Origin of the sequence: Candidatus Effluviviaceae Genus I sp. (genome assembly GCA_016867725.1) — a bacterium.
Lineage (GTDB): Bacteria > Joyebacterota > Joyebacteria > Joyebacterales > Joyebacteraceae > VGIX01.
Genome location: VGIX01000012.1, coordinates 1 through 24948 on the forward strand (window position 1 = coordinate 1; position 24948 = coordinate 24948).

The 24948-nt window shown below is 70.5% G+C and carries 20 protein-coding genes; 9 read left to right on the forward strand and 11 right to left on the reverse strand.

All coding sequences use genetic code 11. The annotated features are described in order from the left end of the window. The 11 genes from aspS to hypF form a co-directional block, all read right to left on the reverse strand. On the reverse strand, window positions 1–1565 hold a 1565-nt coding region (gene aspS, locus FJY74_04465), incomplete at its 3' end, for an aspartate--tRNA ligase (GenBank protein MBM3307555.1). A 51-nt stretch (window positions 1566–1616) separates the two neighbouring features. Continuing rightward, window positions 1617–2879: a histidine--tRNA ligase gene (locus tag FJY74_04470; protein MBM3307556.1), complete on the reverse strand. Its 1263-nt coding sequence runs from the start codon at window positions 2877–2879 to the stop codon at window positions 1617–1619. A 19-nt stretch (window positions 2880–2898) separates the two neighbouring features. Continuing rightward, window positions 2899–3324 carry a VanZ family protein gene (locus FJY74_04475; GenBank protein ID MBM3307557.1) on the reverse strand — a complete coding sequence of 142 codons (426 nt, stop codon included), beginning with the start codon at window positions 3322–3324 and terminating at the stop codon, window positions 2899–2901. A gap of 51 nt (window positions 3325–3375) precedes the next feature. Continuing rightward, on the reverse strand, window positions 3376–4212 hold the full coding sequence (gene ccsB / locus FJY74_04480) for a c-type cytochrome biogenesis protein CcsB (GenBank protein ID MBM3307558.1): 837 nt from the start codon (window positions 4210–4212) through the stop codon (window positions 3376–3378). After that, a complete protein-coding gene (locus FJY74_04485; protein ID MBM3307559.1) occupies window positions 4209–5141 on the reverse strand; it encodes a cytochrome c biogenesis protein ResB in 933 nt (310 codons plus the stop codon). Before FJY74_04485 ends, ccsB begins: the two co-directional genes overlap by 4 nt. Before the next feature lies 1 nt (window position 5142). Further along, window positions 5143–5808 (reverse strand): hydrogenase nickel incorporation protein HypB, encoded by a 666-nt coding sequence (gene hypB / locus FJY74_04490; GenBank protein MBM3307560.1) that lies wholly within the window; start codon window positions 5806–5808, stop codon window positions 5143–5145. Window positions 5809–5817: 9 nt separating this feature from the next. Then, a complete protein-coding gene (locus FJY74_04495) occupies window positions 5818–6162 on the reverse strand; it encodes a hydrogenase maturation nickel metallochaperone HypA (protein ID MBM3307561.1) in 345 nt (114 codons plus the stop codon). Continuing rightward, window positions 6162–7184 carry a hydrogenase expression/formation protein HypE gene (gene hypE, locus FJY74_04500; GenBank protein ID MBM3307562.1) on the reverse strand — a complete coding sequence of 341 codons (1023 nt, stop codon included), beginning with the start codon at window positions 7182–7184 and terminating at the stop codon, window positions 6162–6164. The genes FJY74_04495 and hypE overlap by 1 nt, the downstream gene beginning before the upstream one ends. After that, complete coding sequence (hypD, locus tag FJY74_04505; GenBank protein MBM3307563.1) at window positions 7174–8274, reverse strand: hydrogenase formation protein HypD; 1101 nt, start codon at window positions 8272–8274, stop codon at window positions 7174–7176. Before hypD ends, hypE begins: the two co-directional genes overlap by 11 nt. A gap of 26 nt (window positions 8275–8300) precedes the next feature. Further along, window positions 8301–8534, reverse strand: coding sequence for a HypC/HybG/HupF family hydrogenase formation chaperone (locus tag FJY74_04510; GenBank protein MBM3307564.1), 234 nt, complete (start codon window positions 8532–8534; stop codon window positions 8301–8303). Continuing rightward, window positions 8534–10912, reverse strand: a complete 2379-nt coding sequence (gene hypF / locus FJY74_04515) for a carbamoyltransferase HypF (GenBank protein MBM3307565.1) — start codon at window positions 10910–10912, stop codon at window positions 8534–8536. Before hypF ends, FJY74_04510 begins: the two co-directional genes overlap by 1 nt. Window positions 10913–11596: 684 nt before the next feature. On the opposite strand from hypF, the gene FJY74_04520 reads away from it, so the two are divergent. The 9 genes from FJY74_04520 to FJY74_04560 all read left to right on the forward strand — a co-directional run bounded on the left by FJY74_04520 (window position 11597) and on the right by FJY74_04560 (window position 24666). Beyond that, entirely contained in the window at window positions 11597–13804 is a 2208-nt protein-coding gene (locus tag FJY74_04520) for a S8 family serine peptidase (protein ID MBM3307566.1), read from the forward strand. Between the two features lie 539 nt (window positions 13805–14343). After that, window positions 14344–16275, forward strand: coding sequence for a hypothetical protein (locus tag FJY74_04525; GenBank protein MBM3307567.1), 1932 nt, complete (start codon window positions 14344–14346; stop codon window positions 16273–16275). Window positions 16276–16491: 216 nt separating this feature from the next. Continuing rightward, window positions 16492–16902 carry a formylmethanofuran dehydrogenase subunit E family protein gene (locus FJY74_04530; protein MBM3307568.1) on the forward strand — a complete coding sequence of 137 codons (411 nt, stop codon included), beginning with the start codon at window positions 16492–16494 and terminating at the stop codon, window positions 16900–16902. A gap of 218 nt (window positions 16903–17120) precedes the next feature. Next, a complete protein-coding gene (locus tag FJY74_04535) occupies window positions 17121–19718 on the forward strand; it encodes a PD40 domain-containing protein (protein MBM3307569.1) in 2598 nt (865 codons plus the stop codon). A 59-nt stretch (window positions 19719–19777) separates the two neighbouring features. Then, the gene (locus FJY74_04540; GenBank protein MBM3307570.1) at window positions 19778–20068 is read left to right on the forward strand and encodes a hypothetical protein; all 291 of its coding nucleotides are present in this window, start codon (window positions 19778–19780) and stop codon (window positions 20066–20068) included. Between the two features lie 29 nt (window positions 20069–20097). After that, window positions 20098–21369, forward strand: a complete 1272-nt coding sequence (locus tag FJY74_04545; GenBank protein ID MBM3307571.1) for a radical SAM protein — start codon at window positions 20098–20100, stop codon at window positions 21367–21369. Window positions 21370–21398: 29 nt separating this feature from the next. Next, complete coding sequence (locus FJY74_04550) at window positions 21399–21878, forward strand: ECF transporter S component (protein ID MBM3307572.1); 480 nt, start codon at window positions 21399–21401, stop codon at window positions 21876–21878. A gap of 108 nt (window positions 21879–21986) precedes the next feature. After that, window positions 21987–23882 carry a threonine--tRNA ligase gene (locus FJY74_04555; protein ID MBM3307573.1) on the forward strand — a complete coding sequence of 632 codons (1896 nt, stop codon included), beginning with the start codon at window positions 21987–21989 and terminating at the stop codon, window positions 23880–23882. A 10-nt stretch (window positions 23883–23892) separates the two neighbouring features. Then, window positions 23893–24666: an MBL fold metallo-hydrolase gene (locus FJY74_04560; GenBank protein MBM3307574.1), complete on the forward strand. Its 774-nt coding sequence runs from the start codon at window positions 23893–23895 to the stop codon at window positions 24664–24666. The last annotated feature ends 282 nt before the right edge of the window (window positions 24667–24948 follow it).

Below are 24948 nucleotides of genomic sequence, written 5' to 3' on the forward strand. Positions count from 1 at the left end.
CGCTCGGCGTCCTCGCGGGTGATGCCGACGACGCTCATCACGCGCTCCTGGATGTCGCGGCGGTGGATCCGGATGGACCCCGACGCGAGCTCGACCCCGTTGCACACGAGGTCGTACAGCCGCCCGTAGACCTTCCCGGGCTCCGTCTCCAGGCGCGGGAGGTCCTCCTCGCGCGGCATGGTGAACATGTGGTGCTCGGCCTCCCAGGTCCCGCGCTCCTCGTTCCATGCGAAGAGGGGGAACTCGGTGACCCACGCGAACGCGAAGCGGGACGCGTCGGCGAGCCCAAGCTCGTCGCGGAGGACGAGCCGGAGCTTCCCGAGGACCTCGCTCACGTGCCTCCGCCCCCCGGCCGCGAAGAGCAGCATGTCGCCGTCGGGCGCGCCTGCGAGCGACCGCACGGCGGCCGCCTCGTCGGCGGTCAGGAACCTCGAGATCCCGCCGGCTAGCCCTTCGCCCTCGACCTTCGCCCACGCGAGCCCCTTCGCGCCCCACCCCTTCACGAGCTCTTCCTTGCGGTCCACCTCGCTCCGGCTCCAGCCGCCGCACCCCGGGGCGCACAGGCATCGCACGACCCCGCCCGCCTCGATCGCGCCGCTGAAGACCTTGAACGCGCTGCCCCGAAGGACCTCGGTCAGATCGACGATCTCGACGCCGAACCGGAGGTCGGGCTTGTCGGAGCCGAACCTGTCCATGGCATCGTCGTAGCGCAGGCGCGGGAACGGCACGGCGATCTCCTCGCCCCGGACCTCCCGCCAGAGGGTCTGCATCAGCCCCTCGGCGACGTCGAAGACGTCGTCCTCGGAGACGAAGCTCATCTCGAAGTCGATCTGCGTGTGCTCCGGCTGCCTGTCCGCGCGCAGGTCCTCGTCTCGGAGGCAGCGCGCGATCTGGAAGTACCGGTCGCAGCCGGACACCATGAGGATCTGCTTGTAGAGCTGCGGCGACTGCGGAAGGGCGTAGACCTTCCCGGGGTGCACGCGCGACGGCACGATGAAGTCGCGCGCGCCCTCGGGGGTCTTCTTCGCGAGCATCGGCGTCTCGATCTCGAGGAACCCGCGCGCGGCCAGACAGCGCCGCGTCGCCTGCAGGGCCTTGTGGCGCGCCTCGAGGAGGCGCTGCATGTGCGGCCGCCGGAGGTCGAGGAAGCGGTACTCGAGTCTCAGCTCGTCGCTCGCCTTGATGGGCTCCTCGAGCACGAAGGGCAGCGTCTTCGCGACGTTCAGGAGCCTCATCTCGCGCGCGTGGACCTCGATCTCCCCGGTCGGGAGCTCGGCGTTCGCGGAGCCGTCGGGGCGGGCGGCGACGACGCCGCGCACGGCGATGACGTGCTCGAGCCCCAGGTCCGCTGCGGCCGCGTGAAGGGCTCGGTCGTCGTCGGGGCGAAAGACGACCTGCGTGATCCCGTGCCGGTCGTAGAGGTCAACGAAGAGGAGGCCGCCGAGGTTCCGCCTCTTGCGGACCCATCCCATGACCACGACCTCGCGCCCCACGTCGGTCTTCCTGAGAGCGCCGCACGTGTGTGTCCGGCTGAGCCCTTCCATGTGCCCGAGCGTCCTCTCCACCCGCGTGTCCTCCGACGTGCCCCTGCCCCGCCTTCGGCCGCGGCCCGGCCCTCACGCCGCCAGCAGCCGCGCGACCTCGCCCACGACCTCGCCGACGGGGAGCGACCGCTGCTCCCCGCTCGCCATGTCCTTCACGACCGCCTCGCCGCGCGCGACCTCGTCGGCGCCGACGATGACCGCAACCCGCGCCCCGAGCCGCGCCGCGTCGCGGAGCTGCGCCTTGATGCTGCGGTCCTGGTAGTCCATCTCCACCGCGGCGCGCTCGCGGAGCGCCGCCGCGAGCGCAGCGCCGGCCAGCGACGCTTCGTCGCCCATCGTGACGACGACCACGGCCGGTCCCGGCTGCGCCTCCGGCAGCGCGCCCTCGCTTTCGAGCGCCGCGATGAGCCGCTCGACGCCCGACGAGACGCCGCACGCCGGCGTGGGGTCGCCCCCCGCGTCCTCGACGAGCTGGTCGTACCGGCCGCCGCCGCACAGCGCGCTCTGCGCGCCCAGCCCATGGTAGTGCACCTCGAAGACGGTCTTCGTGTAGTAGTCGAGCCCGCGCGCCAGCGAGGTGTCCACGCGGAACGGCACCGACATCCGCGCGAGGTAGGCCTGGACGCGCTCGAAGTGCCGTCGGCACCCATCGCAGAGCGACCCGAGGATGGACGGCGCGTCCTTCAGCACCGTGAGACACGCCTCGTTCTTGCAGTCGAACATCCGGCGCGGGTTCCTCTCGAAGCGCGCGCGGCAGTCCTCGCAGAACTCCGGCAGCCGCACCGCCAACCGCTCCTTGAGCAGCGCGTTGTACGCCGGCGTGCACTCGCGGCAGCCCGCGCTGTTGACGCGGGCCTCGGTCCCGCGGATGCCGAGCCGCGCGAAGAGGCTCACCGAGAAGTGGATGATCTCCGCGTCCACAACGGGCGAGAGCGAGCCCAGGGACTCGAGCCCCCACTGCCAGAACTGGCGGTAGCGACCGGCCTGCGGTCGCTCGTAGCGGAACATCGGACAGAAGTAGAAGAGCTTGGTGACGCGGCCGCCGCGCCCCAGCGCGTGCTCCACATACGCCCGGACCACGCCGGCGGTGCCTTCGGGGCGCAGGGTGAGGCTCCTGCCCTTCCTGTCCGCGAACGTGTACATCTCCTTGCGGACGATGTCGGTCGAGTCGCCGATGCCGCGCGCGAAGAGCTCGGTCTCCTCGAACACCGGCGTCCGGATTTCGCTGTACCCGAACCGCGCGGCCGTCTCGCGGAACACGCTCTCGACGCGCTGCCACTTCCAGCTCTCGTCCGGCAGGATGTCCCTGGTGCCCCTCGGCGCCCGGTACTTCATGTCGTCACCCGTCCCGTCGTTACCCTCTCTCCAGCCGCTCCGCCACGCGTGCCGCCCACGGCACGACCCGCCTGTAGCAGTACACCATGATCAGGCTCCCGAGCACAACCCCCGTAGCGTCGGCGACCCAGTCGTGGAACTCCACGGCTCGCCCCGGCACCGTGAGCTGGTACGCCTCGTCGGCCACGGCGATCGCGAGACCGGTCGCCACGGCCAGGAGCGCCGCGGCGCTCAGGCGGGCGCCGCGCGGCAGCGACCCGCGATAGGCGATCGTGAGGAAGATCCCGAGGCCCGCGTACTCGATCGCGTGCGCGAGCTTGTCGAAGAACTTGAAGCGAAAGATGATCGGGGCGATGCCGGGGATCGAGGACACGCAGAAGATGAGGACGGTCCACGCGACCGCCGGCACCCACGCGCTGAGCTTTCGCTCGAGTTCAGGGCTCACCCGGCCTCCCCGTCCGTCGCCGCCCGCCCGGTCAGCGTGCCCCGCCCCGCGCTACGCGTACGCATGCAGCCCGCCCAGGAACCTGCTCCCGAGCATGGTGAAGATCGTCGCGGCGAACCCGATGATCGAGATGATGGCCGCGGCGCGCCGCATGCCGCGGACGAGCCGGGCGTGCAGATACACCGCGTAGATGATCCACACGACGAGCGAGCTCGTCTCCTTCGGGTCCCACGACCACGGCGCGCCCCACGCCCGCGCGGCCCACACGGCGCCCGCGAAGAGCGCCCCGATGGTGAAGAGCGGGAACCCGATGCCGATCGCACGGTACGCGATGGCGTCGAGCGCGTCGCGGCCGGCCTCGTCGCGCTCCTGCCCCTCGCTCCCCGCGTTCGCACCGGCCCGCGGCCGGCGGCGCAGGTACAGCACCGACGCCACGAACGCCACCGCGAACGCCGCCTCCGCCAGCACGGCGAGCGAGACGTGGATCCACAGCCAGTAGCTCTGGAGCGCGGGGATGAGCTGCGTCTCGATGTTCTCCGGCACGAGCGACGCCAGCACGATGAGGCCGAAGGCGATGGGCGCTCCGAAGACGGTCATGAGCTCCGCGCCCCGCCGTCGCCACAAGAGCACGAACCCCAAGACGGTCGCCCACGCGAAGAGCGTCATGTACTCGAACAGGTTCGTGACCGGCGGGTGCCCGGAGAGGGCCCACCGCACGCCGAGCGCCACGGTGTTCGCGGCGAGTCCCGCGACCGAGAGCCAGAGCACCACGGCCCGCAGGCGCGGCGACCGCAGGCCGGCGTACGCGCACGCCGCGACGGTGGCGGCCAGGTAGCACCAGAACGCTGCCCAGAAGAAGGGCATGTCGACGGCGGCGACCGGGGTCATCCGTCCTCCTTCCGTCGGCGCGCGGCCGAGGCCGGCACGCGAACCCAGTAGATCAGCGCGAGCCCCGCCGACATTGCGGCGAACCCGACGAACAGGAGCGGCGCCCCCGGCTGGCGGGAGATCTCGAAGCGCGTGAGCCCGCGCCGGAAGTCCGGCCTGTAGCCGAGGAGGAGCAGCCGGCACGGGAGCGCGGCGGCGTCGCTGTGGCCGGGGAAGGCCGCGAACACCCAACGCTCCCCGGCGAACCGCCCGGCCTCCCACACGTGCACGAGGACCGCCGGGTTCTCGTGCCTCACGGACTTGAGCGCGGCGGCCCCCGCCTCGATATCGTAGGTGAAGTCCGAGTAGAACGCCACGACTTTGACCGAGAGGTCGGTGCCGGGCACCGGCGTCTCGACGTCGAACGGCGCCTCGACGCGCACGACGCGCCCGCCGCCCTCCGGCAGGACGACCTCGAGCGTGGCGCTCGCGATCGTCGTCGGCGACGGCAGCATCTCGTGCTGATACACGCCGACGCCGCGGTGGACGAGCGGCCGGTTCACCTCGATGCGGTGGCGCTTCACCTCGCGGCCGCCCTCGAGCACCGTGACGAGCGAAACGTACTCCACGGGCTTTTCCGTCTCGGACATCGTCGTCCATGCGTCGTCGACCCGAACGGTGAACCCGCCGGCGAGCACGTCGAGCGTGCCGCCCGCCGCGAGGTACGCCGCGGATGGATAGCGGAACGAGGTCGCCGCGGACAGGAGCCCGCCGGCCACGATGACGAGGATCGAGGCGTGCGTCACGAGCGACCCGATCCGCGCGACCCGCGCGCGGCCTCGCGTCCTGGGAATGGCCGCGAACCGCCTCCACGTGCATCCCACTACCCACGCGCAGAGCGCGAGGGACACCACGATGAGAGTCAACGTGACGGCGTGCGCGCGGTCCACGTCACGCCCCCCGCTTGGCGGCCAGCCGCGCCGTGATCCACGAGATCCAGCGGTCCATCCCATCCCCCTTGAGCGCCGACAGGCGGAGGATCTCGCACCGCGGGTTCAGGACCGCGACCTCGCGCTCCGCCTTCGCGATGTCGTACGCCAGGTGCGGCAGAAGGTCGATCTTGTTGAGCACCGCGAGCGAGGACTCGTGGAAGACGGCGGGGTACTTCATCGGCTTGTCGTCGCCCTCGGTCACGGCGAGCAGCACCACCTTCGCGTCCTCGCCGAGGTCGTACGTGGACGGGCAGATGAGGTTCCCGACGTTCTCGATGAACACGACGTCGGCCGACGCGAGGTCGAGCCGCCCGAGGACGTCGGCGACCATCTGCGCGCTCAGGTGACACCCGCCGCCCGTGTTGATCTGCACACCGTCGCCCCCGCGCGCCTTCACGCGGTCGAGGTCGCGCTCCGTGCTCACGTCGCCCTCGATGACGAGCGAGCGCAGGCCCGCCGCCGGGAGCCGGTCGAGCGTGGCCTCGAGGAGCGTCGTCTTCCCCGAGCCCGGCGAGCTCACGAGGTTCAGCACGAGCGCGCCCGCCTTCGCGAACGCGGCGCGGTTCTGCGCCGCCACCCGCTCGTTCTCCGACTGGATCCTCTCCTGCACGCTCACCTTCGCCATGCGCCCTCCCTAATCGTCGATCTCAAGTTCCCTCACCGAGAGCTCCAGGCCCGACTCGATGTCCACGCTCGCCGACCCGCACGCGGGGCAGCCGAGCGCGATCTCGCGGTACTCGAAGGCCCGCCCGCACGAGCGGCATCGCCCGGCGAGCGGGATGTCGTTGATCACAAGCTCCGCGCCCTCGTACGGCCCGCCTGTGACGAGCACGTCGAACGCCTCGCGGAGAAGCTGCGGCTCCACCGTCGAGCCGCGACCGACGTCCGCGAAGATCCGGAGCAGCTTCGATCCCTCGTGCGCCTTCATGGCGCCGTCCACGACGCGCAGCATGCTCTGGCAGATGGAGAGCTCGTGCATCAGCAGATCCTCGGAAGCTGCGCGCCCTCGAGCATCACGAGAGGTCGCACGCCGCCCACCGCGGTGCGGACGTACACGCCGCGCCGCCCGCCGACGCGCCCGATCACGGCCGCCTCGCGCCCCAGCGGGTGCGCGCGCATGGCCGCGACAACCGCTTCGGCCGCGTCCTCCGGGACGATCGCAACGACCCTCCCCTCGCACGCCATGTAAAGCGGGTCGAACCCGAGGATGTCGCAGACGGCGCGCACGCACGGCCGCACGGGGACCGCACGCTCGTCGAGCGTGATGCCGACGCCCGCCGCGCCGGCGATCTCGTTGAGCGTGGTCGCAAGGCCGCCGCGCGTCGGGTCGCGCATCACTCGCGCGTCGGGGCACGCCGCGAGCGCCGCGCGCGCGACGCCGTGCACCGCGGCGCAGTCGCTCTCGATGGTCTCCGCGACCCTAAGCTCGCCACGGGCGATGACGATGGCGGTCTCGTGGTCACCGACCGTGCCCGACACGACGACCGCGTCGCCCTCGCGCACGCGGTCGGCACCGAGCGAGACGCCGTCGGGGATCACGCCGATGCCCGCCGTGTTCACGATGAGCCCGCCGACCGCCCCGCGCTCGACCACCTTCGTATCTCCGGCGACCACCGCGACGCCCGCCCCGCGCGCGGTCGCCGCCGCCGAGTCGAGCGCGCGCTCGAGGTCGGCCACGGCGAACCCCTCCTCGATGACGAGCGCGAGCGTGAGGCACGCGGGCTCGGCGCCTTTGACGGCGAGGTCGTTCACGGTGCCGGCGACGGCGAGCTTCCCGATGTCGCCGCCGGGGAAGAAGAGCGGCTGCACGACGTACGAGTCCGTTGTGAACGCGAGGCGCCCCTGGTCGAGCCGGCGGCCGGCGATGTCGGGAAGCTCCGCGGCGTCCTCGAGGCGCTCGAGCGTCTCGCCTCCGAACCTCGGCACGATGACGCGCGCGACGAGGTCGTGCATCGCCGCCCCGCCGCTTCCGTGCGCGAGCCTGATGCGGTCACCTGCCATCCGCGCCTCCGGACATCTCGTACCTGTGGAACGCCGCGCACGCGCCCTCGCTCGAGACCATGCACGGGCCGACGGGCGTCCGCGGCGCGCAGCGCGTCCCGAAGAGCGGGCAGTCCGGCGGCTGCCTGAGACCGAGCATGATCTCACCGCAGACGCAGCCGCTCTCGTCCGGGACGCGCGTCTCGGGAAGCCCCAGCCGCGCGACCGCGTCGAACGCGCGGAAGCGCTCGCGGAACGCGTACCCGCTCCGCGGGATCGCGCCGATCCCGCGCCACTCCGCGTCGCAGACCTCGAACACCTCGTCGAGCAGCCGGAGCGCCGCGGGGTTCCCCTCGGGCGTGACGGCGCGGCGGTACTGCGTCTCGACCTCCGCCTTTCCCGAGTCGTCCCGCGCGCGCTGCGCCTGCGCGAGGAGCATCGCGACGCCCGCCAGGATGTCCACCGGCTCGAACCCCGCGACGACGCACGGGATCCCGAACCGCTCCGCGACGGGCTCGTACGCCCTCGCGCCGATGATCACGCTGACGTGGCCCGGGCAGAGGAACCCGTCGAGCGGGCGCCCGGGGACGCGCGCGAGCACCTCGAGCGCCGGCGGCACGAGCTTGAAGAGCGGAAGCACCGAGAGGTTGCGCACGCCCTCGCGCTCCGCCCGGACGACCGTCGCCGCGATCGCCGGCGACGTCGTCTCGAACCCGACGCCCACGAGCACGACCTCGCGCCCGGGCTCAGCGCGCGCCGCGGCGAGCGCCTCGAGCGGGCTGTACACGATCCGGACGTCGGCGCCGCCGGCGCGCTCGCTCTCGAGCGAGGACGACGAGCCGGGCACGCGCATCATGTCGCCGAAGGTCACGACCGCGACGCCCGGGAGCCTGGCGGCCGCGATGGCGCGGTCAATCCCGGAGACGGGCGTGACGCACACCGGGCACCCGGGCCCCGACAGCAGCCGAAGCTCCTGCGGCATGAGCGAGCGGAGCCCCCAGCGCGAGATGGCGACGGTGTGGGTCCCGCACACCTCCATGAGGGAGACCGGCCGGTCCACGAGCGCGCGGATGCGCTCGACCAGGGCGCCCGCGACCTTCTGCGAGCGCAGGACGTCGAGGCCGGCGGGCGCGCGCGTCACGGGCCGTCGTCCCCCAGAAGACCGGTCATCTCGTCGAGGATGAGACCGATCTCCTCGGCGTCCTCGGTCTCGATCTCCTCGATCGCGAAGCCGGCGTGCACGAGGACGTAGTCCCCCACCGTGACGTCGGGGACGAGCGTGACGTCCACCTCGCGCGTCACGCCGTTGAAGTCGGCCTGCGCCGTGGTCCCCTCGATCGAGACGATCCTCCCCGGAATGGCGAGACACATCAGACACCCCCGTGCGCGAGCTTCCACGCCGCGACCGCGGCCTGGCCCAGGGACACGCCACCGTCGTTCGCCGGAACCTGCTTGTTGAGGAGCACGCGGAACCCGTCCGACTCGAGCGCGCGAACCAGGCTCCGCAGGAGGAACCGGTTCTGGAAGACGCCGCCCGCGAGCGCGACGCTCCCGATCCCGCGGGGCCGCGCGATCGCCGCCGCCGCCTCCGCGCAGAACGACACGACCGTGTTGTGGAACGCCGCCGCGCACTCGGCGACCGCCGCGCCGGCGAGCGCGTCCTCGGCGAGCGCGCGCACGGCGGGGGCCGCGTCCACGACGAGGCGGCCGCCCTCGACGCGCGTCTCGTGAGGATACGCCCGCGTCGTCCCGGCGTCCACGAGCGACTCGAGCTCGATGGCGGCCTGCGCGTCGTAGGTCACCTCGCGGCACACGCCGAGGATCGCTGAGGCCGCGTCGAAGAGCCTCCCCGCGCTCGACGTGTCCACGCAGTTGACGCGCTTCTCGACTTGCTGGCGCACGAGGTCAAGCTCGGCCGCCGGGACGTCGCCGAAGAGCGGGAGCGCCGCACCGATCAGCTCGTCGCCTCCGGCCGCCCGCAGGTGCGAGAGCGCGACCCGGTACGGGCGCCTCACCGCCGCGTCGCCTCCGGAAAGCGGCACCGACGCGAGATGCCCCGCGCGCTCGAATCCCACGAGGTCCGCCACGAGGAACTCGCATCCCCAAATGGTCCCGTCAGTCCCGTACCCGGTGCCGTCGAGCGCGAGCCCGACGACTGGTTCGGTCACGCCGTTCTCCGCCATCACCGACGCGATGTGCGCGTGGTGATGCTGGACGCCGACGGCCGGGACGCCGCGCTCCTTCGCGAACGACCGCGCGAACCTCGTCGCGAGGTAGTCGGGATGCAGGTCGCACGCCACCGCGCGCGGCTCGGCCCGCAGCCACCCGATGAACTTCGCGACCATCTCCTCGTACAGCTCGAGCGTCGCGCGGTTCTCCATGTCGCCGATGTGCTGGCTCACGTGCGCGCGGCCGCGCTGCAGGAGCGTGAAGGTGCACTTGAGCTCGGTGCCGCACGCGAGGATCTCGGGCGCGCCTTCGACGCCGCAGTCCAGGTCCACCGGATACGGCGCGTAGCCGCGCGACCGCCGCGCCATCATCGTCAGGCCGTCCTCGACGAAGACGACCGAGTCGTCGTTGCGGTTCTCGATGCCGCGGTCGTGGGTCAGGAAGGCGTCCACGATGTCCCCGAGCTTCTCCCGCGCCTCCGGGAGCTCCGCGACGATGGGCTCGCCCGAGGCGTTCCCGCTCGTCATCACGAGCACGGCGAGTTCGTCGTCGAAGAGAAGGTGGTGCACGGGCGCGTACGGCAACATCACGCCGAGGTACGCGTTCCGCGGCGCGACGGCGGGCGACAGCGCGCGGGCCGGGCGCGCGCGCCTCGCGAGCAGGACGACGGGCGCGGCCGCGCTGAGAAGAACACGTTCCTCCTCGGGGCCGATCTCGGCGATCTCGCGCGTGACCTCGACCGAGCGGCACATGAGCGCGAACGGCTTGGCGGGGCGCCGCTTGCGCTCGCGGAGCGCGCGCACCGCGGCGTCACTCTCGGCATCCGCCGCGATGTGGAAGCCGCCGAGCCCCTTGACTGCGACGATCCGTCCCGCCTTGATGAGCGCGCGGCCGCCCGCGGCCGGGTCGGACGCGGGATCGGCCGCGGCATGGCCGACCAGCATGAGCGCAGGCCCGCACACGGGGCACGCGTTCGGCTGCGCGTGGAAGCGCCTGTCGAGCGGGTCGTCGTACTCGGCCCGGCACCGCGGGCACATCGTGAACGAGCGCATCGTCGTGCGCGGGCGGTCGTACGGCGTCCCCTCGATGATGGAGAACCTCGGACCGCAGTTCGTGCAGTTGATGAACGGATAGCGATGGCGGCGGTCGCGCGGGTCCAGGAACTCACGCAGGCAGTCCTCGCAGACGGCGGCGTCCGCGCAGATGATGGTGCTCTCGCCGGACTCGTCGAGGCTCGGGCGGATCGCGAAGTCCCGGGCGCCGGCGGGCGCGACCGGCTCGCGCCGCACCTCGTCCACGCGCGCCAGCGGCGGGGCCCGAAGGACGAGGTCCCGCTCGAACGCGTCGAGTGCCTCCGCGGCCCCCTCGGCCTCAACGACGACGCCCCGCGCCGAGTTCGCGACGAAGCCCGCCAGCCCGTGTTCCTGCGCCAGCCGGTGGACGAACGGCCGCATGCCCACGCCCTGGACCACGCCGCGGAGGACGAACAGCGCGGCGTCCGCGGCGGTATCCCGAGTGTCAAGTGCGCCGGCCTCTGCGCCCTTCGAGGCCGGTCCGCGGGCTGTGGGTTTCGTCGGCATGAATGTATAATACTACGCGCCGACGTCACCCCGGGCAACCGTCACACGGTCAGCGAGGCGCGTCTGCCGTGCGCCGTCCCGCCGGACACGCCGCCTGCGGCCGGCCGGGCGCACAAGGGTCCGGTACGAGGTCCGAGAGGGGAAGAGGGGAAGCGAGGTCTTGAGGGTGAGGTTCGTGATCTTGCGAAGCACGCGGGCTCCAGCGCCTACGATCCGTGTGGACAACCGCTACCGACAACTGCCCGAGTGACCTCGCACTTCGTACCCACGTCCCCGACTGCCTCCTGACCTGCGCACCCGAATCCTCGTGCTGCTGCCGCCCGCGCCTTCGACACGGCTCTCGCTCGTACTCGCCCCCGGCCTGCGCTTCCTGCCAGCGGAGTGTTCGCCGTGCCGTCTGTGGCCGGGGCTCCGTGTCTGCATCCGGGCCCAGCTCCGTGGATCGGGTCAGATCGACAGGAACCAGCAAGAGCACCCTGAGTCGTCGTTCACGATACACCAGTGAGTGCGGCGTTGAGTTGATGGAGAATCGGGAACGGAGTACACTCGCTACAGAGAGGCGTGTAGCAGTGCCACGCGAACGGCGAGTCCGGTGGTCTGCTGGCCCGCCTCACCGGCACGTTCAGGGCGGTTCGCAGATCATCTTGGCCCGCGAGATCCGTCGCGAGATCGGAGGGGGGCGACATGCACTGGCGGACTCACCCTGCGTACGCTGTCCGCACCTCAGCACTCGCAGTTCTCGTCGCGCTCGCAGCTGCGGCGATGGGCCACTCGGCCGAGGTGGTCTTCAACGGCCTGGACTACTTCAGCGAGGGTGGCCAGTGGTTTGTCGCGTACGGTGGCGACACATTCCGAGTTGCGCCGCATGCGATTGACGTGAGGTTCCGCGATGGCGTTTCTGCGGCTGCTATTGACTCCGTGCTGGCAGTCGCTGGCGTCACGCGCATGCGTTCCGACCGGCGGGGGTTCCACTACCTGCGGCTCCCGGAGAGAATGGACGTCATGCAGACGGTCATGGGGCTCTCCGAGTTGCCCGAGGTCGAGCTGGCAGAGACTGGATTCGAGATCAAGCTCCTGAGCAATCCGAACGACTCGTTCTTCGACTACCAGTGGTACCTTCACAACACCGGGACGGTGCGCGGCGACACGACCGCCACGGAAGATGCGGACGTCGATGCCCCTGAAGCTTGGGAGATCGAAACGGGCGACACGACGGCGATCATCGCCATCATCGATACGGGGATCGATCGGTCCCACACCGACCTGTCCCGGAGCGTGTGGCGCAATTGGGATGATCCGCTCGGCAACTGCATCGATGACGACGACAACGGCTATGTCGACGACTTCTGGGGCTGGAACTTCGATCAGGGGAACAACAACACGCTCCCTGACTCATCGGACAGGCACGGGACGATCGTCGCGGGTGTGGCAGGAGCGACCTCGAACAACTCCAGGGGTATCGCCGGCCTGGCCGGTGGCGAGGGGAGCACTCCTCGACGGTCCTGCCTACTGATGGCGATTCGCTGTGGTGTAGACGACTCCGGCACCATCGCAGGTGCGATCGACTACGCAGCCTTCAACGGGGCCCGGGTCGTGAACATGAGCTGGTACACGGCTCCGTCTCAGTGCGTGTCGGAGGCCATCAGTCACGCTTACAGTCACGGGGTCCTGCTGGTTGCGGCTGCCGGGGCCCCAGGCGAGTCGTGGCCCGCGGCGCACAAGGACGTCATGGGTGTCGGCGGAACGAACTGGAATGACGGGTACGGCGGCTACCAGAAAGGCGCTGAGATCTGGGCGCCAGGGTTTGCGGTGTCTGGCCATCCATACTCGAGGATCTACACGACGGACTACTCAGGAGGGCCTCCTGACCAGTACGAGTACTACGAAGGCACCTCACTGGCGGCTCCTCAGGTCGCAGCCATGGGCGCCCTCCTGTTTTCGAAGCACCCTGAGCTGACAGCCGAGGAGTGCCGGCAGTTGATCATTGCCGGGGCGGACAGCCTGGGGACCATCGGACGCATCACGGTTCGCCGCGCGAACGCGAGGGGTGCGCTGGATGCTCTCTGCGATGCGTCACGGATCGATCCCCACCTGTCATCGGTCACGTTGTCCGATAGCTCATGCGTGGTGCTTTGTCCGGCCTCGGACCTTGACACGCTGGTTGTTCAGATCACCCTCAGGACTGGCTGCGGGGAACCCATCGCGAATGTCCCCGCGAACAACATCACCGTCTCTCTTCTGTTGAACGCGCTCTACGACTTCCAGCTCTGCTGTGGAGGCAGCCCGGGCGAGCTGAATGCGGATGCACCCACGGATACCAATGGAATGACGACCGCGACCATAACGGCGGGAGCTGGTGTTGATCCTGCCGTGGTCGTCAGAGTCACAGCTGCCGGTGTGGTTCTCGATGATGAGCCAGTCGTCGATCTCCGATCGGTCGCTTACGACGGGCAGTGCGTCGTTCCGGATCCGGAGGAGGACGTCTTGCCGGACCTGGACTGCGACGGGATTCCGGATGGTCTGGGTGACCACGCACTGGTCGAGGCGCACTACAATCACCAGTGCCCGTCCCGCGGTGAGGGCGACCGCGCCGTTGAACCAGAGAGGGTCGCCAAGAGGCTCTCGGCATCGCATGCCTTCCCCAATCCCCTCTCGTCCGCGGGCAGCGTACGGTATGAGCTGCCGTGCGACACGTACGTAGAAGTCTGCGTCTACGCCATGACTGGCCGGCGTGTGAGGGTGCTGGAGCGAGGCCGTCGAACGGCCGGATCTCACAGTGCGACGTGGGACGGTCTGGATGAGCATGGCCGCCCCGTAGCCTCCGGCGTGTACTTCATCAGGATCTCCACTCCGGAGGAAGACGTACTGAGAACGGGGGTGATTGTGAGATGAGACGGCTTGTGTCAGGCCATGGTCGGATCAGGTCCGACGACTGCTCCCCTAGCCGAGGTCACGCCACGCGACTCATGCTGTGCGGGCTGGTGCTCCCGCTGCTTGGGCACGTCCCCGTGGCTGCCGGCTCGCTGAGCTGGGAGCAGCTCGGGCCCGATCTCGAAGTGAATGTCGTTGCAGTGGCTCCCGCGACCGGAGATACGATCCTCACAGCGGCCTTCCTGGACGGCACCCGGCGGGCATATCGGACCGATGACGGGGGCTCATCCTGGTCACCGCTCCCTGAGCTCGCGGGCATGCATGACGTCGTGGTCGATCCCCGGCGTCCGACGTTCATGTATGCGGTCGGCGGGGCTGTGTATGTCTCCAGAGATGGCGGGGTCACCTGGGAACCGAGGACCGCAGACATCGCAGCGACGGTGATCACGCTGGATCCCGCGAATGGCAGGCGTCTGTATGTCGGGACGAATCGCTGGAGGGGGGCGTTCGGCACGATCCTCCGAAGCGAGAACTGGGGGAGTACCTGGAGTGACATCGGGGTGAATCTCCCGTTGGGGTACAATGAGGGGATCTCGGACATCGTGGTTGATCCGACCGACAGCAGCACCGTGTTCGTGTCGACCTACGATTATGAGCCGGGGGGAACGGGGGTCTACAAGACGGAGGACTCCGGAGCGACCTGGGAGTGGCTTGGGTGGCCGGGTGACGAGGGCGTCCCGCCGGGTCTCATCCGGCAGGTCTCTCGCCTGCACATCTCGGCCGTCGATCCCAAGCGGCTGATTGCCGGATCAGGCGTGTACTTCGGCGCCGCTGTGACCGGTGCTATCTACGAGACGGCGGATGGCGGGGGAACATGGAACACGCTCTGTGTTTCCGGGGTGCCCGACATCACGTACCTCAGGACGAAGGCGCTCGAGCCGCTGTCTCTGAGGCAGGACACCGTCTTCCTCGGAGTTGACCACGTGTACTGGCCCGATTCCGATCAGCTCTTCTACAGCCTGGACTCCGGGCGAGGGTGGTGGCCGCTCGTTGACGAGATCCTGGACGGCAGCAGGTACGGCTTTGACATCGCCACGGACGACTCGATGCGCGTGTACTACACGACCCAATCCGGCATCGTCAGATCGAGCGTCCCCAGGGGACCATCCGTCGTCTACGCAGGGTGCGTGGTCGATGACTCCGCCGGGGGCAATGGCGATGGGCGGGTCGACCCGGGGGAGGCTGTCTCCCTCGAGGTCGAGTTGCGGAACCTGTTCGCCCGTGCCTCCGCGGTCTCTGCGACGCTCTCGACGGACGACGTCTTCGTCTCCGTGACACAGCAGTCTTCGGCCTACCCCGATCTCGTCTGGGGTGAATCAGCCACATCGCTCACACCCTTTGGATTCCAAGTCGATCCAGCGCGTCCCCCGGGCCCGCTGGAGCTCACCCTTCAGATCGTGGCCACGGGCTTCTCTGCCTCCGAGACCTTCTTCGTCGAGCCGAGGATCCTGCTCGTCGACGACGACGACTTCTTCGGTCCCTACGAGACCGCCTACGAGCAGTCGCTTAAGGAGAACCACCTTGCCTACCGCACGTGGCACATCGTGCCCGACGGCGCCGTCACGGCGGACCTTCTCGCCGAGCATGACGCCGTGATCTGGTTCACCTCAGCGACGCGGCGGGGCGTGCGCGGGACGACATTGAGCCCCGAGGAAGAGGGTCTGCTGTCCAGCTATCTCGACGGCGGCGGCAGGCTCTTCCTCTCGTCCCAGGACTATCTCAGTGAGGCGCCCGTCGGGGTCCCGGACTTCGCCGCCCGGTACCTGCACGTCAGCGGGAGCTTCAAGGACTCGTCCAAGCCGGGGGTCGCGGGGCTGCCGGGAGACCCGATCGGGGACGGCCTCGTGTTCAACCCGCTGGAGTATCCCTTCACGAACCGGTCCGACTCCGTCTTCCCCGACGGCCTCGCCGCACGAGTCATGAACGGCGTGCCGGGGCCGGGGGCCGCTGCGATTCGCTACCCGGCGGAGGTCGACACCTCCGCGTTCAGGACCGTGTTCTTCGCGTTCCCGTTCGAGGCCGTTCCGGAGGGCGGGGAGCCTCCATGCACCCGCGCAACGCTCATGAGGCGCGTCATCGAGTGGCTGGTGCCTGAGGGAGGTCTGGTGTCGACGGGAGTAGCGGCCCAGCCCGCTCCAGCCGGGACCGCCGGAGGCCCCACGCTGCTCTGCAGCCCCAACCCCGCCCGCGGTTCCGTCCGCCTGGACATCACATCGCCAGGCGATCGCGGCGACGTGCGCGTCACGATCTACTCAGTTGACGGCAGGCGGATCTGGGGACCGTGCGTTGCGGGGACGAGTTCGGAAGGGACAGCTTCGGTGACGTGGGATGGGTGCTCGGAGGCCGGGACTCGAGCGGCGTCCGGTGTTTACCTGGTTCGCGCATCTGCGGGCGGTCGCCGCACCCACGGGAAGCTCGTCCTCATCGAGTAGCTCCCACGCAGCGCGGTCGCCGCTCGTCGCTCTGGCCCGGTTCCGGTGGAAGTGCGTGGTCCGGGCGCTCGTGGAGGGCATCACGCTCGACGCGGCGTCGGGGAGCGAAGAGATCAGCATACGGAAGCTCCCAGAACCTGGCATTGCCGGCGCTGGGAGCTCTTTCCAGGCGGTGGCGGGGGACGAGTCCGGCCCAGCGACCGAAGAGGGTGACCCATGACGATTCCCGATGAGCTCCGCCGCGCCGCCGAGTTCCACACGCACCTGGGGCCCTTCCTCGTGGTCGGCCTCCGCATGGGCCGCGTGGTGACGCGAGAGCTCGGGTGCGAGCCCTTCACCATCAGGATCACGGCCAACACGGGGCCCGTCCCGCCGCACTCCTGCTGCGTCGACGGCCTCCAGCTCTCGACGCCGTGCACCGTCGGAAACGGCGGGCTCGCCGTCGCCGACGCGCGCGACATGAGCATCGAGGCCGTGAAGGACGGCGCGGTGCTCACCATCCGGCTGCGCGAAGACGTCTGGCGCCGCATCGAGAACGAGTGCACCGAGGAGAACCAGGAGACGTTCGCCTGCGGCATCTGGGAGATGCCCGAGCCGGACCTCCTCGTCGTGACCCGCGGCGCCTGAGTCCGCCGGCCCGGCTGCGCGTGTTCCGACGGCGACGGGCCGACGCGGCCGCCGTGAAGTCAGCCTTTCGCGACCAATCTTCAAAAAGACCTGTTCCCCGCACAGCCGACGGCCTATCATCGTGAGGCGACGGCGCGGATGCCCGCGCCGCCCCGGTCCGCCTGAACGCCTCACCCTGCTCTCGGGACCGGGACGCGAGCCGCGCGTGAGGGCCGCCCATGATCGGCGAGACCGTCTCCCACTACCGGATCATCGGAGAGCTCGGCTCCGGCGGCATGGGCGTCGTCTACAAGGCCGAGGACACGAAGCTCGGTCGCACGGTCGCCCTCAAGTTCCTCACCAGAGCGCTCACGAGCGACGCCGACGCGAAGGAGCGGTTCCTCCGCGAGGCGCGCGCCGTCTGCGGCATTGACCACCCGAACATCTGCACGATCCACGAGGTCGACGAAACCGACTCCGGCGCCACGTTCATCTGCATGGCGTGCTACGAGGGCCGCTCGCTCAAGGAGCGGCTGAAGGCGGGCCCCCTGCAGATCGCCGAGGCCATCGAGGTCGCAGTCGGCATCGCGCGCGGGCTCCGGGCCGCGCACGCCGCCGGCATCGTGCACAGGGACATCAAGCCGGGCAACGTCATGCTGACGGAGCCCAGCACGCCGCGCATCATCGACTTCGGTCTCGCCAAGCTCTCCGGTCGGACGAGCATCACGGCTGCCGGAAGCGCGCTCGGGACGATCGCCTACATGTCCCCCGAGCAGGCGCGCGGCGGCGAGGTGGACGCCCGCACCGACATCTGGTCGCTCGGGGTCGTGCTCTACGAGATGGTGGCCGGCCGGCCGCCGTTCGAGGGCGACCACGACCAGGCCGTCATCCACTCCATTCTGAACGCGGTCCCGCCTCCGCTCTCGCGCGAGCGGCCCGGCGTGCCGCCCGAGCTGGACGCCATCGTCAGGAAGGCGCTCGCCAAGGACCCGGCTGCCCGGTATCAGAACGCGGCCACGCTCGTCGACGACCTCCGCGCGCTCACGCGCGTTCTCGACTCGGCCGCGGACGCGACGGCGCGTACCTGGGGGTTCGCGGACCCGAGGAGGCGCGCGGCGCTTCGCGCCACCGCGGTCGTCGCGCTCTGCGTCGCCGCCGGAGCCGTCGCGTGGGGTGCCCTGCGCGGCAGGGACGGCGGCCCGATGCCTACGGGAAGACCGCTCCGAGTGACGGCCGCCTCGGGATGGGAGGACCAGCCCGCGGTCTCGCCGGACGGCGCGAGAATCGCGTACGTCTCCGACGAATCGGGGAACTACGACATCCACGTGACCGACGTCCGCGGCGGGAGCACGCTCCGTCTCACCGACGATCCGGCGATAGACGACTCGCCGGCGTGGCTTCCGGACGGCACCGCGATCGTGTTCGTCTCGGATCGCAACGGGCGAAGCGACGTCTGGAAGGTGAGCCAGTTCGGCGGAGGCGCCACGCTCCTCGTCGAGGACGCGGAGTTCCCAGCGATCTCGCCCGACGGCGCACGCATCGCGTTCGCGCGCGTCGGAGCGTCGGGCTGGAGGCGCATCCACGTCGCGCCGCTGTCGTCTCCCTCGTCCGCCGAGGCGCGGACCGGCGACAGCGACGGCGTGTGGGACCACTACGCGCCCGCGTGGTCGCCGGACGGCCGGACGATCTGCTACGCGACGCGCCACAATCTCTGGACGGTCCCCGCGGACGGCGGCGCGCCGCGTCCGCTCACCGACGTCGGCGCCGGCGACGCGAGCCCGGCCTGGTCGTCCGACGGCAGGCATGTGTACTTCTCGTCGAACCGCGGCGGGACCACGGCCCTCTGGCGCGTGCCTCGACGGGGCGGCAGGCCGGAGCGGCTCACGGCCGGCTCGGGGTTCGAGGGGGAGCCCAGCGTCTCCAGGGACGGCTCCAAGCTCGCCTACTCCTCCGCGACCACGGAGACGGACATCATCGTCGCCGACCGAAAGACCGGTGTCGCGAGCGAACTGCCCGTGCTCAAGGGGACGTGCATGGGCGCCTTCGTGCCGGGAACCGAGGACGTTGTGTTCGTCTCGACGCAGTGGGGCGCGCGCGCCGAGCTCGGCGCGCTCTCGCTGCGCGGCGCAACGCCGACAGGGACGCCGCGGCGCCTGACAGACCAGCCGGGTGAGGCCTCGCAGCCTTCGGTATCGCGCGACGGCAGGTGGATCGCCTACTACCGGATCGTCGGCGGGGAGCGGGATCTGTGGGCCCTGCCTGCTGGCGGCGGGGCGGCCGTCCGTCTGACCGACGACCCCGCGTCTGACATCCACCCCGCGTGGTCGCCCGACGGGAAAGCGCTGGCCTTCGCGTCCGACCGCGAGGGAACGTGGGACATCTGGGTGCTCCCCATGTCGAACGGGCGGCCCGGCGGCGAGCCGAGGCGCCTGACGCGCGGCGAGGTGTCCGCCTACGCGCCGGCCTGGGCGCCCGACGGGACCGAGATCGTGTTCATCGGCGCGGACACCAGCGAACGGGATGTCTGGAGCGTGACCGCGGACGGAAGCGGTCCCGCGCGGCGAGTGACGGCGGGGATCGGCGCGGTTCGCGTTCGCTGGGACCCGACGGCGACGAGGCTTCTCGTGAGCGCGCTGAACGGGACCGACCGCGTGACGCTCTGGTCGCTGCCGCCGACGGGTGGACGGCCAGCCGCCGTCGAGCCCGTCGTCGACTTCGGCCCCATGAGCGCGGAGGCGGTGTTCGATGTCTCGCAGGACGGCGAGCGCGTCCTGTTCCAGAGACAGACCCTGAGAGGCGACGTCTGGGTGCTCGAGGCGAAGAAGGGGACGTACTGACGGGTTTCCGGCGCTGCCGCGCGTCACGCGGCGCGGCCGGACCGGAAAGGAGAAGGACCATGCCGCACCTCACCGTGGGAGAGGTCAGGACCCACCTCGCTCAGTGCAGGGCGAACGCGCAGGCTCTCCTCACCAAGGTGCAGGCGCTGCCGCCCGGGAGCCGCGTGACCGGAATCGTCAGCGGCCCGGTGCCGCTGCCGATGGCCATCTGCAAGACCGTCACGGCCCCGTACCTCGTCGCGGCTGACTACGCCGAGGGCCTCGCGGGCATCATCCAGTGGCTCGACGATCTGACGGCGACCCTTCAGGCGCCGGACAGCGGGCCTTTCGCGCAGGAGAAGCTCGCCTAGCGCCTGCGCGGCGAACGTGCGAGCCGGCGATGGCCTCATCGGAAGCCGTTGAGGCGCTGCGCGTCGTCCTGACGGCGCGGTGCAACCTCCGGTGCGCGTACTGCTACCAGACCGCGCGCCGGCCCGGCCGCATGTCCTGGCGGACGCTGCGGACGGTCGTTGACGTCCTCTGCTCGTCGTCGGCAGCCGAGGTGGAGCTGGCCTTCCTCGGCGGCGAGCCTCTTCTGGAGTTCGAGCTGCTCCGACGCGCAGTGCTCCGCGCCAAAGAGCGCTTCGGGGAGGGGCGGCGCGTTCGCGCGTCGGTCCAGACCAACGGCACGCTCATCACCGAGCGGATCGCGGAGTTCCTCGCGGCCGAGGACGTGGAGACGCAGTTGAGCTTCGACGGCGTCCGACGCGCGCAGCGGGGGCGACAACCGGGCACCTTCGACGTCCTGGACCGCCTGCTCGACCGCCTGCGAAAGCGCCGGCCGGACTTCCTCCGGGACCGCGTCGCGGTCTCGCTCACGCTCACCCCGACCAACGTGAGGGACCTGGCGGCGTCGCTCGCGTACTTCGCCGACAAGGACGCCCGCCGCGTCGTCGTGACCCCGCTCATCACGCCCGCGCCCGAGTGGCGCCTCCGGGACATCGAGGAGCTGGACCGGCAGTTCGCCCTCATCGCTGAGGACGCGAGGCGCCGGCGGCAGCCGGGCCGCGGCTCGCCGCTCGCGCTCGCGGCAGGGCCCCGCCGCGGGGCCGCGGACCGCATGATGTGCGACATCCGCACCGACGGCCTGGCGGTGGACGTGGACGGCGCCGTGGTCGCGTGCGGCGCGTTCGCAGCGTCGTGCCAACGTCCCGCCACACCGCTCATGAAGGCGGCGGTCGCGGCGGCGAGGATCGGGCGCCTCGGCGACGGGGACCTCGGGCGGCGACGACTCGAGGCGGCGCGCGCGCTCGAGGGGTTGGGCGCGTTCACGCGCAGGGAGCGCAAGCGCTCCGGCTATCGCGCGTGCGCGGCCTGTCCTCACATCGAGCGGTGCGCCGTGTGTCCGGCTGCCATCGCGCACGGCGGAGACGACCCCGACCTGGTCCCTGACCTCTGGTGCGCCTGGAACCAGGTATCCCTCGGGCACCCCGAGGCCTTCGCGGCGACAACCGCGCGCGAGCGAATCCGCGGAGCGCGGCACGACCCGGCGCGCGCGGGATGGAGGCACCTCGCCGCGACCGCCGCCGTCGTGTACAATGGACCGACGCCCAGCGAGGAGGTGCAGCCATCGCGACAATCCGCTCACGAAGAACGACCACCCGAACGCTGACCGCGACCGCCGTCCTCCTCGCGCTCGGCGTGATGCTCCCCATCGCGTTTCACGCGGTGCCGCTCGGCGGCCGCATCCTCCTGCCCATGCACATCCCGGCGCTCATCGCCGGGCTTCTTCTCGGCCCGGCCGCGGGCCTCGTCGTCGGCGCCGGCTCGCCCGTGCTGAGCATGCTGCTCACCGGGCGCCCCACGGTCTTCTACATGGTCCCGATGGTCTTCGAGCTCGCGGCCTACGGAGTCGTCGCAGGCGTCGTCAGGCCGCTCATCGGGCGTGCGCTCGCGCGCCGGCCTTACCTGGCTCTTGTCCTCGCGCTGGTCGCCGCCATGCTCGTCGGCCGGATCGTCTGGATCACGGCCGTCGTCTGGCTGGCCCCCGTTCTGGGCATCCAGGCGCGGACGGCCGCCGCCGCGCTCGCCGCGCTCGGCGCCGGCTGGATCGGGGCCGCGCTCCAGCTGGCCGTCATCCCGCCCATCGTGCGCGCCGTTGAGCGGCCGCGCGCAGCGTGATAGAATGACCACGCACCACCGGGCGGCGCCGGCCAAGGTCCGGCGGCCCAGCGGTCCGCCCGCGACGCGTCCCGAGAACCAGCGACACCAGACACCGAGACACCGACCATGCGCATTCTGCTCATCCACGCCGGCCGATTCAGCTACCACGTGACCGACCGCACCGCCGCCGTCTCGTCCGCGGCGGCGCTCGACGCGTCGCTCGAGAAGGCGTCGCTCGGCGACGCGCTCGTCGCGTTCATGGCGTCCGAGAAGACGGACGAGAAGGGCATCGAGTCGGTGGCGCAGCAGGCGGCGGCCGCCATCGTCGAGCAGGCGAAGCAGGTCCGCACGAAGGCCGTGATGCTGTACCCGTACGCGCACCTCTCGAGCGACCTCTCCTCCCCGCGCGTCGCCACGAAGGTGCTCGACCGCGTCCGTGAGATCGTCGCCGCCGGAGACCACGGCCTTAAGGTCCACCATGCTCCGTTCGGCTTCTACAAGGGCTTCGAGATCGAGTGCAAGGGGCACCCGCTGTCGGAGCTCGCGCGCACCATCGCGCCCGCCGAGGGCGGCGCGCAGGCGGGGGCCGGCGGTGACGCGCCGGACGCTGCGGCCTCGGCCGCGCTCAAGGCCGAGAAGGCGCTTCGCTCGGAGTGGCGCATCCTCTCGCCGGACGGCACGGAGCGCCGCGCGGCGGAGTGCGACCTGTCCGGCAACCACCGCTTCCAGTGCATGTACGAGTACGAGATGTCGGGCACGCGCGTCTCGACCGAGCCGCCCGCGCACATCGAGCTCATGAAGCGCCTCGAGCTCGTGGACTACGAGCCCGCGTCCGACCCGGGCAACTTCCGCTGGTACCCGAGCGGCGAGCTCGTCAAGCGCCTCCTCGAGGACCACGTGAGCGCGCTCCTCTCGCGCTACGGCGCGATGCGCGTCGAGACGCCGATCATGTACGACTACCAGCACCCGAACCTCATGAGCTACATGAACCGGTTCCCGGCGCGGCAGTACGTCGTGCTGTCGGACAAGAAGGAGTACTTCCTGCGGTTCGCGGCGTGCTTCGGCCAGTACCTCATGCAGCACGACATGCAGCTCTCGTACCGAGCCCTTCCCTCGCGGCTCTTCGAGATCAGCCACTACTCGTTCCGACGCGAGCAGACCGGCGAGCTCTCCGGGCTCCGGCGCCTCCGCACGTTCACGATGCCCGACCTCCACACGCTCGCGCGCGACCGCGACTCCGCGCGCGAGGAGTACCTCCGGCAGATGGACCTCGCGATGGAGTGCATGAGGGACTTCGGGCTCGAGTACGAGGTCGCGGTGCGGTTCGTGCGCGAGTTCCTCGACGAGGACCCGCAGTTCGCCCGAGAGATCGCGAGGCGCGCGGGGAAGCCGGTCCTCCTCGAGATCTGGGACGAGCGGTTCTTCTACTTCGTCTCGAAGCTCGAGTTCAACTTCATCGACGCGCAGGGCAAGTCGTCGTGTCTCTCGACCGTGCAGATCGACGTCGAGAACACCGAGCGGTTCGACATCAAGTACGTGGACGAGGACGGGCAGAGGAAGCACCCCATCCTCATGCACACGTCGGTCTCCGGGTCCATCGAGCGGGTCGTCGCGGCCATCCTCGAGGAACAGGCGATGAAGATCCGCGACGGCAAGACGCCGTCGCTTCCGCTGTGGCTTTCGCCGACGCAGGTCCGCGTGATCCCCGTTGCGGAGCGCCACCACGCCTTCTGCGAGGCGCTCCTCGCGAAGCTCCCGTACCGAGCGGACTTCGACGACCGCGACATGTCCATGGGAAAGAAGATCCGCGAGTCCGGGCGCGCGTGGGTCCCCTACACGCTCGTCGTCGGCGACCGCGAGACACAGGGCACGGAGCTCTCCGTCAGGGTCCACGGCGGCGAGCAGAAGTCGCTGACCGTCGAGCAGCTTGTCGCGATCATCGGCGAGGCGACCGCCGGAAAGCCGTACGCTCCGATCAACGTCCCCGTCCGACTCTCCGCGAGGCCGATCTTCGTCGGCTGAGGGATCGAACATGGCCACCGACCGGCCGGGACTCGGGAACCCCGAGGTCGTCGACTTCCAGAACGGCGTGCACGCCGTGCTCGGGATGGAGACGGTCGACGGGGTGCACGCGGCCAACGTCGGCGTCATCACGACGCCGCGCACCATCGTGTTCGTCAACTCGGGACAGACCGAGGCGCAGGCGGACTTCGTGTGGAGCCTCGCGCAGAGCCGCGCGCCCGCGCGAGAGATGCTCTACCTCGTCCTCACGCACCATCACCTCGACCACTGCTTCGCCGCGAGCTTCTTCGACGAGCGTCACGCGCTCATCTACGCGCACAGGTCGTTCCTCGAGTGCATGGCCGAGATGCGCAAGCACCTCGGCGCCGCGGACTACCAGGAGATGCTCTGCGCGTTCCTGAAGATCGACGCCGACAGGTGCCGTCGCATCGTCGGCCCCGTCCACCCCGTCACGCCGCATCGCCACGTCGGCGAGGAGGTCTCGCTCGCGATCAACGGCGAGGAGGTCCAGATCCTGCACCTCCCCGGCCACGCCCGCTGCGAGCTCGTCGTGTACCACCCGAGGACGCGGACGCTCTTCGCGGGCGATGCCGTCAACGAGAAGGCCGGGCCCGTGACGCTCTTCGGCGACTCGAAGGACTGGCGGCGCTGGGTCATCGGGCTCGAGAGGCTCAGGAAGCTCGAGATCGAGAGGATCGTGCCGGGCCACGGGAAGGTCTGCGGCCCCGGCGTGCTCGACGCTCACATCGAGACGCTGGAGAAGAGGATCGCGGCGGCTGGATAGGCGGCGCGGGCGGCCCCGGGGGGGCTCTCCGCAGGCCGCCGGCCGGTCCCAGGCAGCGGTCACGCGCACTCATCGCGAAGTGAATGACATCGGCGAGGGAACCGGCCAGCGGCTGACTGCCCCGGCGGCGCGACGGCCTGTAGCGCCGCAATGCGGCAACTGAGGGCGGCGCCGGGGCGCGCGCGATGCGCGCTGGTCCCGCGGAGGACGCGGGGGATCCGCGCACCCCGGCCCGCATGCGAGTCGTCCTCGGCCGCCGTGTCGCGCTCCATCGCTGTGCTT